This is a genomic window from Mycobacterium szulgai, assembly GCF_002116635.1.
GTDB lineage: Bacteria > Actinomycetota > Actinomycetes > Mycobacteriales > Mycobacteriaceae > Mycobacterium > Mycobacterium szulgai.
Genome location: NZ_LQPW01000165.1, coordinates 140458 through 153567 on the forward strand (window position 1 = coordinate 140458; position 13110 = coordinate 153567).

The following is a 13110-nucleotide window of genomic DNA, read 5'->3' on the forward strand; positions in this document are numbered from 1 at the left end:
ATGACAAGTCCAGGCAAGGTCAACAAGGTTCGCAAGCCGCCGTACAAGGTCGTGGGAATCGCCTCGTTCGTGGTGGCTGTACTGGTACTCGCGTTGGTGTACTTCCAGTTCAAAGGGGACTTCACCGCCAAGACCAAGTTGACGATGGTGTCGGATCGGGCCGGCCTGGTAATGGATCCCGGCTCGAAGGTCACCTACAACGGGGTTCAGATCGGCCGGGTCGACAAGATCACCGAGATCGACCGCAACGGCAAGCCCGCGGCCAAGTTCACTCTCGACGTGTATCCCCAATATCTTTCGCTGATTCCAGAGAACGTCGATGCCCAGATCAAGGCGACCACGGTCTTCGGCGGCAAGTACGTCTCCCTGACGACGCCCAGAGATGCGCAGGGAAACATCGTCTCCAAGGGCCACCTCACCCCCAAGAGCGTGATCGACGCAACGGCGGTGACGACGGAGATCAACACGCTTTTCCAAACCATCACCTCGATCTCGGAGAAGGTGGATCCGGTCAAGCTGAACCTGACCTTGAGCGCCGCCGCCCAAGCGCTGGCCGGGCTGGGTGACCGGTTCGGACAGTCGGTCGTCAACGGCAACGCCATCCTCGACGAGGTCAACCCGCAGATGCCGCAGGCGCGCCGGGACATCCAGCAGCTGGCCGCCCTGGGCGACGTCTACGCGAACGCGTCGCCGGATCTGTTTGACTTCCTTAACAATTCGGTTCCCGCGGCACGCACCATCAACCAGCAGCAACATAATCTGGACGAAGCGCTGTTGGCTGCGGCCGGCTTCGGCAACACCGGCGAGGACATCTTCGCCCGCGGCGGTCCCTACCTGGCCCGGGGAGCCAACGACCTGGTGCCCACCGCCCAGCTGCTGGACACCTACAGCCCGGAGCTGTACTGCACGCTGCGCAACTACCACGACATCGAGCCCAAGGCCGCCTCGTTCCTCGGCGGCAACGGTTACTCGCTGAACAGCCACACCGCCCTGACCTCGGGGCTGGGGCTCATGCTCAACCCGCTGTCTTTGATCACCCTGCTCGCCACCCAGGTCGGCGGGCTGGCCGGGGTCGTCGGCGGTGCGCCGAACCCCTATATCTATCCCGACAATCTGCCCCGAGTGAACGCTCGCGGTGGGCCCGGGGGTGCGCCTGGCTGTTGGCAGACCATCACCCGCGATCTGTGGCCCGCGCCGGAATTGGTGATGGACTCCGGCAACAGCATTGCGCCGTACAACCACTTGGACACCGGTTCTCCGTACGCAATCGAGTACGTCTGGGGCCGTCAAGTAGGGGATAACACGATCAACCCATGAAAATCACCGGCACACTCGTCAAACTCGGCATCTTCTCGCTGGTGCTGCTGCTCTTCAGCGTGATGATCATCATCGTGTTCGGTCAGCTCCGCTTCGACCGCACCAACAGTTACTCCGCGGAGTTCAGCAACGTCAGCGGGCTGCGGCAGGGCCAATTCGTCCGCGCCTCGGGCGTCGAGATCGGCAAGGTCAAGGACGTCGAGCTGATCGACGGCGGCAAGCGGGTCCGGGTGAACTTCGACGTCGACCGCTCGGTGCCGTTGTTCCAATCGACGACCGCGCAGATCCGCTACCTCGACCTGATCGGCAACCGCTACGTCGAGCTCAAGCGCGGCACCGGCGACGGCGCGGACAAGCTGCTGCCGCCCGGTGGGCTGATCCCGCTGTCCCGCACCTCGCCAGCGCTGGACCTCGACGCGCTGATCGGTGGTTTCAAGCCGCTGTTCCGGGCGCTGGACCCGGACAAGATCAACACCATCGCCTCGGCGCTGATCACGGTGTTCCAGGGTCAGGGCGGCACGATCAACAACATCCTCGACCAGACCTCGCAGCTGACGTCACAGCTCGCCGAGCGCGACCAGGCGATCGGCGAGGTGGTCAAGAACCTGAACACCGTCCTGGACACAACGGTCCGGCACCGCAAGGACTTTGATCAGACCGTCAACAACCTCGAGGTCCTGATCACCGGTCTGCGCAACCACGACGACACGCTGGCCGGCGGTACGGCGCGCATCAGCAACGCCGCCGGGACGGTAGCCGATCTGCTGGCCGAGGACCGAGCTTCGCTGCACAAGGCCATCAACTACCTCGACGCTGTTCAGCAGCCGCTCATCGACCAGCGCGAGCAGCTCAACGACTTCCTGCACAAGGTCCCGACCGCCCTGAACATGATCGGGCGCGGCATCGGTTCCTACGGCGACTTCGTGAACTTCTACGCCTGCGACATCACGATCAAGCTCAACGGGCTGCAGGCCGGTGGCCCGGTGCGCACGGTCCGGCTCTTCAACCAGCCGACGGGTAGGTGCACGCCGCAATGAGAACGCTGGAACCCCCCAACCGGCTCAAGATCGGCGTCATGGGCATCCTGGTGACGCTCCTGGTCATCGGCGTCGGCCAGAGCTTCACCAGCGTGCCGATGCTGATGGCCCGGCCCAGCTACTACGGCCAGTTCACCGACTCCGGCGGCCTCAACAAGGGCGACAAGGTGCGCATCGCCGGCATGGAGGTCGGCAAGGTCGAAGGCATTTCCATCGACGGCGACCACATCCTGCTGAAGTTCTCGATCGGCACCCAATCGATCGGCACCGAGAGCCGGCTGGCGATCCGAACCGACACCATCCTCGGCAAGAAGGTCCTCGAGATCGAAGCGCGCGGGAACCAGCCGCTGCGGCCCGGGGGCACCTTGCCGCTGGGACAGAGCACCACTCCCTACCAGATCTACGACGCGTTCTTCGACGTGACCAAGGCGGCGACCGGCTGGGACATCGACACCGTGAAGCAGTCGTTGCACGTGTTGTCGCAGACCATCGACCAGACCTACCCACACCTGAGCGCCGCACTGGACGGCGTGGCCAAGTTCTCCGACACGATCGGCAAGCGTGACGAGGAGATCAAGCACCTCCTCGCCCAGGCCAACCAGGTCGCCAGCGTTCTCGGCGACCGCAGCGCCCAGGTGGACCGGCTGTTGGTCAATGCCAAGACGCTGCTGGCCGCTTTCGAAGAGCGCGGGCGCGCCATCGACGCATTGCTGGCCAACGTCGCCTCGTTCTCGGCGCAGGTGCAGGGGCTGATCAACGACAACCCGAACCTGAACCACGTGCTCGAGCAGCTGCGCACCGTCAGCGGCATCCTCGTGGAGCGCAAGGACGACCTGGCCAAGGGGTTGGTCCAGGTCGGCGGCTTCCTGCCGTCGCTGAACGAGTCCATCGCTTCCGGGCCGTTCTTCAAAGTCGTTCTGCACAACCTGGTTCCGGGCCAGATCCTGCAACCGTTCGTCGACGCCGCGTTCAAGAAGCGCGGCCTGGACCCCGAAGAATTCTGGCGCCACGCCGGCCTGCCGGAATACCGGTTCCCCGACCCCAACGGCACCCGCTTCCCCAATGGCGCGCCGCCGCCGGGACCGCTGGTACTCGAAGGCACCCCGGAGCACCCCGGCCCGGCCGTGCCGCCCGGATCGCCGTGCTCGTACACGCCGGCGGCGGGTGCGCTGCCCCGGCCGGAGGACCCGCTGCCCTGTGCCGGCGCGGCCATCGGACCGTTCGGTGGTCCCGCATTCCCGGCGCCGCTGGACGTCGCGGCATCACCGCCGAACCCGAACGGGCTGCCGCCGACACCGGGCATCCCGATCGCCGGCCGGCCGGGCGACCCGGCACCGGACGCCCCGGGCACGCCGGTTCCGCTGCCGCCGAACGCGCCGCCGGGTGCTCGCACCGAGCCGCTGGGGCCGGCAGGCCCGACCGCACCACCGTCGACGTTCGCACCGGGCCTGCCGCCCGGGCCACCCGCACCCCCTGGGCCAGGCCCGCAGCTGCCCGGACCGTTCATCAACCCGGGTGGAACCGGCGGTAGCGGTGTGGAAGGAGGTAGCCAGAATTGAGCACCATCTTTGACATCCGCAACATCAAGTTGCCCAGGATGTCGCGGGCAGCGGTGATCATCGGATCGCTGGTGGTGGTTCTGGGCCTCGTCGCCGCGTTCGTCGGTTGGCAGCTTTACCAGAAGCTCACCAACAACACCGTCACGGCCTACTTCCCCGCCGCCAACGCGCTCTACCCGGGCGACAAGGTCCAGATCATGGGCTTGCAGGTGGGCAAGATCGACAGCATCGAACCCGCCGGCGACAAGATGAAGGTGGTTTTCCACTACCAGAACAAGTACAAGGTCCCGGCCAACGCGCAGGCCGTGATCCTCAACCCAACGCTGGTGGCTTCGCGGACCATTCAGCTAGAGCCGCCCTACAAGGGCGGGCCGGTGCTGGCCAACAACGCGGTGATCCCGCTGGACCGCACCCGGGTGCCGGTGGAATGGGACGAACTGCGCAACAGCATCACCAACATCATCTCCAAACTCGGCCCCACCCCGGAGCAGCCGAAGGGGCCGTTCGGTGAGGTCATCGAATCCTTTGCGGATGGCCTGGAGGGCAAGGGCAAGCAGATCAACACCACGCTGGACAGCCTGTCCCGGGCGTTGACAGCGCTGAACGAGGGCCGAGGCGACTTCTTCGCCGTGGTGCGCAGCCTGGCGCTGTTCGTTAACGCGCTGCATCAGGACGACAAGCAGTTCGTGGCGCTCAACGAGAACCTGGCCAGCTTCACCACCCGGCTCACGCATTCGGATCAGGATCTTTCCAACGCGCTGCAGCAGTTCGACAGCCTGCTGACTACGGTTCGCCCGTTCCTGGACAAGAACCGCGAGGTGCTCTCCCAGGACGTCAACAACCTGGCGACGGTGACCAACACCCTGCTGCAGCCCGAACCGCTGAACGGGCTGGAGACAGCGCTGCACATCCTTCCGACGGCCGCGGCGAACGTTAACCAGATCTATCACCCGGCGCACGGCTCCGTCGTCGCCATCCCGGCGATCACCAGCTTCGCCAACCCGATGCAGTTCATCTGCAGCTCGATCCAGGCCGGCAGCCGGCTGGGGTATCAGGAGTCCGCCGAGCTGTGTGCGCAGTACCTGGCACCGATCCTGGATTCGATCAAGTTCAACTACTTCCCGTTCGGGCTGAACCTGTTCAGCACCGCCGAGGTGCTGCCCAAGCAGGTCGCCTACTCCGAGCCACGGCTCCAGCCGCCGAACGGATATAAGGACACGACCGTCCCGGGCATCTGGGTGCCGGACACGCCGTTGTCGCACCGCAACACCCAGCAGGGCTGGATCGTGGCTCCGGGCATGCAGGGAACCCAGGTGGGACCGATCACCGCCGGTCTGATGACCCCGGAGTCGCTGGCTGAGCTGATGGGTGGGCCCGACATCGAGCCCGTCCAGTCGACCCTGCAGACTCCGCCGGGGCCGCCGAACGCGTACGACGAGTACCCGGTGCTGCCGCCGATCGGCTTGCAGGCTCCGCAGGTGCCGATACCGCCACCGCCGCCGGGCCCCGAGGTAAGGCCGGGTCCCGTGGCTCCGACGCCCGCACCCGGGCCGGCGCCGGCGCCGGTAGGTGCACCATTGCCCGCTGAGGCAGGAGGGCAGTGATGGGCATCGCGAGAATGGTCCGCTACCGCAGCTGGCAGGCGCTGGTGCTGCTGGTGGTCGCGATGGTGGTGAGTTCCTGTGGCTGGCGCGGTATTTCGAACGTGACGATCCCGGGCGGCCCGGGCAGTGGCGAGGGCTCCTACGTCATTTATGTGCAGGTGCCCGACACCCTGGCGATCAACGGCAACAGCAAGGTGATGGTCGCCGACGTGACGGTCGGCTCGATCCGCGGCATCGAGTTGAAGAACTGGGTCGCCACCCTGACCCTGGGCATCGACAAGGGCGTCAAGCTGCCGAAGAACGCCACCGCCAAGATCGGACAGACCAGTCTGCTGGGTTCCCAGCATGTCGAGCTGGCCGCGCCGCCCGACCCGTCGCCGCAGCTGCTCAAGAACGGCGACACGATACCGCTGAAGAACTCGTCGGCGTTCCCCAACACCGAGCAGACGCTGGCCAGCCTGGCGATGATCCTGCGCGGCGGCGGCATCCCGAACCTGGAAGTGCTGCAGAACGAGGTCTACAACATCTTCCACGGGCGCGCCGACCAGATCCACGCATTCCTGGCCAAGCTGGACACGTTCACCAGGCAACTCAACGAGCAGCGTGACGACATCACCCACGCGATCGACTCCACCAACCGGCTGCTGGTCTATGTGGGGCAGCGCGCCGACGTGCTGGACCGGGTGCTGACCGACTTCCCGCCGCTGATCAAACATTTCGCCGAGACGCAGAACCTGCTGATCAACGCCATTCAGGCGGTGGGCGGGCTCAGCCAGCAAGCCGGGCAGTACCTCTCCGAGGCGCGCAGCGGCCTGCACACCTCGCTCGAATCGCTGCAATGTCCATTACGTGAGCTGGGCCGCGGTTCGCCGTACCTGATCGGGGCGCTGAAGCTGATCCTCACCCAGCCGTTCGACATCGACACCGTGCCGAAGATCTTCCGCGGTGACTATCAGAATGTGTCGCTGACTCTGGACGTCACGTACAGCGCCATCGACAACGCGTTCCTCACAGGTACCGGATTGTCCGGCGCGCTGCGCGCGCTCGAGCAGTCATTCGGGCGTGACCCCGAGACGATGATCCCCGACGTCCGCTACACGTCGAACCCCAACGACGCACCCGGTGGACCGCTGGTCGAGAGGGCGGAGCGAGGCCAATGCTGACTCCCTTCATCAGGCGCCAGTTGTACCTGTTCGGGGCGCTGACCGTCATCGCGCTACTGGTCCTGGGCATCTACTACCTGCAGATCCCGAGCCTGATGGGCGTCGGCCGGTACACGCTGACGGCTGAGCTGCCCGCATCCGGCGGGCTGTACCCGACGGCCAACGTGACCTACCGCGGCATCACGATCGGCAAGGTCACCGACGTCGAGCCGACCGAGCGCGGCATCCGGGCAACGATGAGCATCGATAGCCACTACAAGATCCCTATCGATGCGACGGCGAATGTGCACTCGGTTTCAGCAGTCGGTGAGCAGTACCTGGACCTGGTCTCGACGGGTAATCCCGGCAAGTACTACGCGTCCGGACAGACCATCACCTGCGGTCCGGGGCCCCAGTGCAAGAACACGGTGCCAAGTGAGATCGGCCCGGCGCTGGACACCGCCAACCGGGGTCTCGAGGCGTTGCCGAAAGAGAAGATCGGCAAGCTGCTCGACGAGACCGCCCAATCCGTCGGCGGGTTGGGGCCGGCCCTGCAACGGCTGACCGATGCCACCCAGGCGATCGTCGGGGATTTCCGTACCCAGATCAAAGACATCGACGACCTCATCCAGAACTCGGGGCCGATTCTGGACAGCCAGGTCAAGTCGGGTGACGCGATTGAGCGCTGGGCACACAACCTCAACACCCTGGCGGCCCAGACCGCGGCGCACGACCAGAATCTGAAAAGTATTCTGACCCAGGCGGCACCGACCGCAGACCAGGTCAACGAGGTGTTCACCGACGTTCGGGATTCGTTGCCGCAGACGCTGGCGAACCTCGAGGTCGTGTTCGACTTGCTGAAGCGCTACCACGCCGGCCTCGAGCAGGTGCTGGTGTTCCTGCCGCAGGGCGCGTCGATTGCGCAGACGGTGGCCGCGCCGTTCCCGAACATGGCCGCACTGGACCTTGCGCTGTCGATCAACCAGCCGCCGCCGTGTCTGACCGGCTTCATTCCGGCGTCGGAATGGCGTTCGCCCGCCGACACCAGCGTGGTGCCGTTGCCGACCGGCACGTACTGCAAGATCCCGATGGAAACGCCGGCCAACAGCGTGCGCGGTTCGCGCAACATCCCATGTGTCGACGTTCCCGGAAAGAGGGCGGCGACGCCGCGGGAGTGCCGTTCCACCCAGCCGTATGAACCCGCGGGCACCAACCCCTGGTACGGCGACCCGAACCAGCTGCTGACCTGCCCCGCGCCGGCGGCGCGCTGTGACCAGTCGGTGCGGCCGGGCATGGTCATCCCGGCACCTTCGGTGAACAACGGCATGAACCCGGCACCGGCCGACCGGCTGCCGCCCGGCGGGACGCCACCACCGATCAGCGATCCATTGCAGCGACCCGGTTCAGGTAGCGTGCAGTGCAACGGACAACAGCCCAACCCCTGCGTTTACACTCCCAACGGGCCTCCCACTGCGGTGTACAGTCCCCAGAGCGGTGAACTGGTAGGGCCCGACGGGGTCAAATATTCCGTCGAAAACTCGACCAAAACAGGAGACGACGGATGGAAGGAGATGCTGGCGCCAGCCGGCTGAACCCCATCGACGCGGATGATTCGCTAAACCCCGACGCGGTTTCGGAGGTGACGGCCGAGGATTCGAAAGAATCCGAGGACGGAGCCGACCAGACCAGCACCGAGGTGGCGCCGGAGGCGACGACCGAGGATTCGAAAGAATCCGAGGACGGAGCCGACCAGACCAGCACCGAGGATTCGCCAGAACCCGAGGCCGCGGAGCCCGGTGTCGAGCGGCGCCCGTCGCGGCTGGGCCGCGGCTGGCTGGCAGGCATCAGCGTGATCCTGCTACTGCTTGCCGGCGGTATCGGCGCCGGCGGTTACTTCGCATTGAAGGCGCATCAGGACCGGCAGGAAATCGCGCGGTACAACGAAAAGGCGCTGCAGGCGGCGAAGGATTGCGTGGCCGCGACGCAGGCACCCGACACCAACTCGATGCAGGCCAGCGAGCAGAAGATCATCGAATGTGGCACCGATGCCTACCGCACTCAGGCCCTGCTCTACAGCAGCATGCTGGTGCAGGCCTATCAGGCTTCGAATGTGCACGTTCAGGTGTCCGATATGCGGGCTGCCGTCGAGCGCAACAACCCCGACGGTTCGGTCGACATCTTGGTGGCGATGCGCGTCAAGGTCAACAGCGATCAGGTACAGGGCCAGGAAACCGGCTACCGTCTGCGCGTGCGGATGGTGCTGACCGATGGCCAGTACAAGATTTCCAAGCTCGACCAGGTGACGAAGTGACGGTGGCGGTCCAGCCGACTGTCGAAGAGACCCGAACCATCCCGGCGGCCACCCGGGTCTCACCCGAAAACGACTTGGCGCCATGGCATTTCCGCGCCGGCGCATTCGCCATCGACGTCCTGCCCGGGATGTCCGTAATCGCGACGATGGCGTTGGTCTCGTTATCGGTCAGGTCGGGCAGCGCGTGGTGGTGGGTGTCGCTGTCCGTGCTTGGGGTCGCGGTGCTGCTGGTGCTGGTCAACCGCTTGCTGCTTCCGGCCATCACCGGCTGGACGTTGGGACGCGCGCTGTACGGCATCGCGGTGACGCGGCGCGACGGCGAAGCGATCGGAACCTGGGGTCTACTGCTGCGCGATCTGGCCCACCTGCTCGACACGTTGCCGGTGTTGCTGGGCTGGCTGTGGCCGCTGTGGGATTCTCGCCACCGGACTTTTGCCGATCTGCTGCTGCGCACCGAAGTACGGCGTGTCGAACCGCACGCGCGGCCGGTCAAGGTACGGCAGTGGACCGCGGCGGCCTTGTTGTTCGCGGCGCTGCTGTGTCTAGACGGTGCCGGCGTGAGCTACGCCTTGGTGTACGCGCCCGATCGCGCCACCGATCAGACCCGTGCCGAGATCGCGATACAGGGGCCGAAAATCGCGGCTGACATGCTGACGTACGACCCGCAGACATTGCGGCAGGACTTCGCCCGTGCCCAGTCGCTGACCACGGACAGGTATCGCGGTCAGCTGGCGGCTCAGCAGGAGGCGGTGGAGAAGGGCCACCCGGTCATCAACGAGTATTGGGTGACGGGCAGCTCGATCCAGTCGGCGTCGCCGGATCGCGCCACCATGCTGTTGTTCATGCAGGGCCGGCGCGGTGTACCGCCAGAGCAGCGCTACATCAGCGCCACCGTTCGGGTGACCTTCGCGAAAGGCCGCGACAAGCACTGGCGCGTTGACGATCTCACTGTACTGACCAAGCCCAAAGCACCTGGGAATGGAAAATGAGTCCGCGCCGCAAGTTTCGGCCCGGAGAGGGGCAACTGTTTGTCGCACAGGCGATTCCGCCGAGGTCGTCAGGGCTGGCACTGGCGGTGGCGGTCACCGTCGCCGTCATCGCGGCGGCGCTCACGGTGTGCACGCTGTCGCTGATCGGCCACGAATCTCGGGAACGTGCGGCCAGCCGCGACCACGAGGTGGTCAACTACGTCAAATGGTTCATGACCGGCTTCACCACCCTGGACCCGTATCACGCCAACGCGTATGTAGAACGGGTATTGGCGCAGGCGACAGGCGATTTCGCCAAGCAGTACCACGATAGGGCGAACGAGATCCTGCTCCAGGTCGCCAGGGCGGAACCGGCCACCGGGACCGTCATTGACGCCGGCGTGGAACGGTGGAACGACGACGGCACCGCCAGTGTGCTGGTGGCTACCGAAGTCACCTCCAAGTCCGCGGATGAGAAGCAGGTGTTTGAAAGCACGAATCGCTGGACGGCGACGGTCAAGCAGGAAGGGAATCAGTGGAAGATCAGCAACCTGATGCAGGTGATCTGACCGCGGAAGAGGAAACAGCGGCCGCTGAGGAGACTGACGCCGCTGAGGAGACCGAGGCCGCTGAGGAGACCGAGGCCGCTGAGGAGACCGACGCCGCTGAAGAGACCGGGGCCGCTGAAGAGACCGGGGCCGCTGAAGAGACCGGGGCCGCTGACTCCGACGAGACCGAAGCCACCGAAGCCGCCGAGGACAAGACAGCTGCGCCCACGAAGAAGTCGAGGCGTCTGCTGGTACCGGTAGTGGCCGCGCTAATTGCCGCGTTGTTCATCGGTTCGGCGGCCTTCGCGGGCGCGGCCGTGCAGCCCTATCTGGCCGATCGCGCCACCGTAGCGGTCAAACTGAAGGTGGCCCGGACGGCGGCAAACGCGATCACGACGTTGTGGACCTACACGCCCGAGAACATGGACAGCCTTGCCGATCGTGCGGCGGCCTACCTCAGCGGAGACTTCGGTGCCCAGTACCGCAAGTTCGTCGACGCCATCGTGGCGCCCAACAAACAGGCCAAGGTGACCAACACCACCGAGGTCACCGGCGTCGCAGTCGAATCGCTCGAGGGTCCCAATGCCGTTGCAATTGTGTACACGAACACCACCACCACCAGCCCGCTGACCAAGAACATCCCGGCGATGAAGTACCTGTCCTACCGGCTGATCATGAAGCGCGACAACGGTCGCTGGTTGGTGACCAGGATGACGACCATAACCTCGCTGGATGTGACGCCGCACCTGTAGCGACCCGGGTCCCATGGCAGTCAGTTCGCCGGTATTCCACCGCCTGACGATCGTCGCGCTCCTGCTGCTGACCTTCGCAACAGGATTGGCCGATGCGATCAGTGTGCTGGTGCTGGGACACGTCTTCGTCGCCAACATGACGGGCAACGTGGTCTTCCTCGGCTTCTGGTTCGTGAAGTCGAATATCGACCTGACGGCCGGCCTGGTGGCCTTCTCCGGCTTTCTCACCGGCGCGGTGATCGGCGGCCGGCTGTTGCGCACGCTCGGCCATCGGCCGCGGCGCTGGATCACTACGGTGCTGGGCATCGAAGTCATCAACCTGGTGGTGCTGTCCAGCCTGGCCGGTGCCGGCATCCTGCACTACAACGACAACACCAAACTCTTTCTGCTGGGCGGACTTGCGGTGACCTTCGGCATGCAGAACGCCTCGGCACGCGAATTCGGCATTCAGGAACTGAGCACCACGGTCCTGACCTCGACCATCGTTGCCATAGGTGCCGACAGCCGGCTTGCCGGCGGCTCCGGTCACCGAGAAGGCCTGCGGTACAGCGTGATTCTTTCGATGTGTGGCGGCGCCATACTCGGGGCGACGCTGTCCAAGGTGATCGTGGCCCCGGTGCTGGCGCTGGCCGCCGCCGTCATCGCGATCAGTCTGCTGATCTTCCGGTTCGGACCGGCCGATCGCAAAACGCCTGAGGCCCTGACCAGTTGAGCTAGTTGAAGGCCAGCCAGCTGGGCAGCGCCCGCTCATGCGAATCGCACAACACCTCGCGGGTGTCACACGATCCCTTCGGGGATCCCGCGCCGGCCCACATGCCCCCGGTGTCGCGGCGCAGCACGATCGCCGACGAGCCACCGCCGTCGAGCAGGACCGCCGTATCGCTACCCAGCCCCCGGAACAGGTCTTGCATGTTGTCCGGCGTGTAGTTGCCACCCTCGAAGATGTACATCTCGTCGCGCTGCTTCACGTAGGCCAGCGCCGTGCGTGCCGCGCTGGGGCCGCCGTCATGCAGCTGGCCGGTCTTGCCGGGCGACAACAATCCGATCCCGGCCACGGCGACGAACTTCGCGTTCTTGTTCAGCAGGTCCTGGATTACCGGGGTGGCTTGGTCGTAATCCTCTCTGCCGTTGGGCCGCAACACATATGGGGCTGCGCCGACGGGAATTATCATGGTGGTCAGCGAGCTCCAGCTTTCACCCCCGCCGGACAGGCCCTGCTTGCCCGGATAGGCGACGGTCCCCGTGACCGCCTGGTTGGCCCGCCCCTGGCCGTGAGTGTTATCCACGAAGGCGCCCAGCGGTGAGCTACAGCCGGTCGTTCGCCAACTGCCGCCCTTCTGTGGGCGTACGTCGAAGAAGTTGGCGTTGATCGCGATGGTCGGTTGCCCCATCCGTTGCCAGGCCTGCAGCGGCGGATAGATCTCCGATGCCTGCCACAGTCCTTCACCGGTACGGGCGCCCGGGTTGTTCTCGCAGCGTGCCTGATCTCCTTGGTGGCTATCGACCAGTAGGTGTGGTTGCAGCCGTTGCGAGGCGTTCTTGATGACCATCAGATGGCCGCCGTTGTTCATCTCGTACCAGCTGCCGGCGCCGTTGAGCAGCGGCATGGCATGGCCGCCGCCGAAGTTGTAAACCAGGTAAGAGCCCTTGGTGGTGGCGATGGCCTGCTCGAGCATCTCGCGTGCATCGGCGGCGCGAGCCACCGGCTCTCCCGTCGTGAAGGCGAGCGTGGCGCAGGCGGCTAGCGTCGTGCAGCCAGCCGTCAGCCGACCCGCCAATTTGGTGAGGCTGGCAGATGGTGACAGCACGATAGCCCTTTCGGCCTGACTCCCGGTGCAACTATCACAACATTAGCCACACCAATAACACTGT

The 13110-nt window shown here is 65.3% G+C and carries 12 protein-coding genes; 11 read left to right on the plus strand and 1 reads right to left on the minus strand.

The window, feature by feature from the left end; translation table 11 throughout:
• The 11 genes from AWC27_RS25540 to AWC27_RS25590 are packed head-to-tail and all read left to right on the plus strand — an operon-like array spanning position 1 to position 11950.
• The gene (locus AWC27_RS25540; RefSeq protein ID WP_085673098.1) at positions 1–1317 is read left to right on the plus strand and encodes an MCE family protein; all 1317 of its coding nucleotides are present in this window, start codon (positions 1–3) and stop codon (positions 1315–1317) included.
• A complete protein-coding gene (locus AWC27_RS25545; protein ID WP_085673100.1) occupies positions 1314–2354 on the plus strand; it encodes a virulence factor Mce family protein in 1041 nt (346 codons plus the stop codon). Before AWC27_RS25540 ends, AWC27_RS25545 begins: the two co-directional genes overlap by 4 nt.
• Complete coding sequence (locus AWC27_RS25550) at positions 2351–3913, plus strand: virulence factor Mce family protein (RefSeq protein ID WP_085673102.1); 1563 nt, start codon at positions 2351–2353, stop codon at positions 3911–3913. The genes AWC27_RS25545 and AWC27_RS25550 overlap by 4 nt, the downstream gene beginning before the upstream one ends.
• Positions 3910–5517, plus strand: coding sequence for a virulence factor Mce family protein (locus AWC27_RS25555; protein ID WP_085673104.1), 1608 nt, complete (start codon positions 3910–3912; stop codon positions 5515–5517). Before AWC27_RS25550 ends, AWC27_RS25555 begins: the two co-directional genes overlap by 4 nt.
• Positions 5517–6680: a virulence factor Mce family protein gene (locus AWC27_RS25560; protein ID WP_085673106.1), complete on the plus strand. Its 1164-nt coding sequence runs from the start codon at positions 5517–5519 to the stop codon at positions 6678–6680. Before AWC27_RS25555 ends, AWC27_RS25560 begins: the two co-directional genes overlap by 1 nt.
• Positions 6674–8251, plus strand: a complete 1578-nt coding sequence (locus AWC27_RS25565; protein WP_085673108.1) for a virulence factor Mce family protein — start codon at positions 6674–6676, stop codon at positions 8249–8251. The genes AWC27_RS25560 and AWC27_RS25565 overlap by 7 nt, the downstream gene beginning before the upstream one ends.
• On the plus strand, positions 8221–8970 hold the full coding sequence (locus tag AWC27_RS25570) for an Mce protein (protein ID WP_085673110.1): 750 nt from the start codon (positions 8221–8223) through the stop codon (positions 8968–8970). The genes AWC27_RS25565 and AWC27_RS25570 overlap by 31 nt, the downstream gene beginning before the upstream one ends.
• Positions 8967–9959 (plus strand): RDD family protein, encoded by a 993-nt coding sequence (locus AWC27_RS25575; RefSeq protein WP_083115276.1) that lies wholly within the window; start codon positions 8967–8969, stop codon positions 9957–9959. The genes AWC27_RS25570 and AWC27_RS25575 overlap by 4 nt, the downstream gene beginning before the upstream one ends.
• Positions 9956–10507 carry a mammalian cell entry protein gene (locus tag AWC27_RS25580; RefSeq protein WP_083115305.1) on the plus strand — a complete coding sequence of 184 codons (552 nt, stop codon included), beginning with the start codon at positions 9956–9958 and terminating at the stop codon, positions 10505–10507. Before AWC27_RS25575 ends, AWC27_RS25580 begins: the two co-directional genes overlap by 4 nt.
• Positions 10474–11238: a mammalian cell entry protein gene (locus AWC27_RS25585; protein ID WP_085673112.1), complete on the plus strand. Its 765-nt coding sequence runs from the start codon at positions 10474–10476 to the stop codon at positions 11236–11238. Before AWC27_RS25580 ends, AWC27_RS25585 begins: the two co-directional genes overlap by 34 nt.
• A gap of 13 nt (positions 11239–11251) precedes the next feature.
• Complete coding sequence (locus AWC27_RS25590; protein ID WP_083115280.1) at positions 11252–11950, plus strand: YoaK family protein; 699 nt, start codon at positions 11252–11254, stop codon at positions 11948–11950.
• 1 nt (position 11951) lies between these two features.
• Here the strand turns inward: AWC27_RS25590 and AWC27_RS25595 are convergent, their stop codons facing one another.
• Positions 11952–13049 carry a phosphodiester glycosidase family protein gene (locus AWC27_RS25595; RefSeq protein ID WP_139801824.1) on the minus strand — a complete coding sequence of 366 codons (1098 nt, stop codon included), beginning with the start codon at positions 13047–13049 and terminating at the stop codon, positions 11952–11954.
• Between the last annotated feature and the right edge of the window lie 61 nt (positions 13050–13110).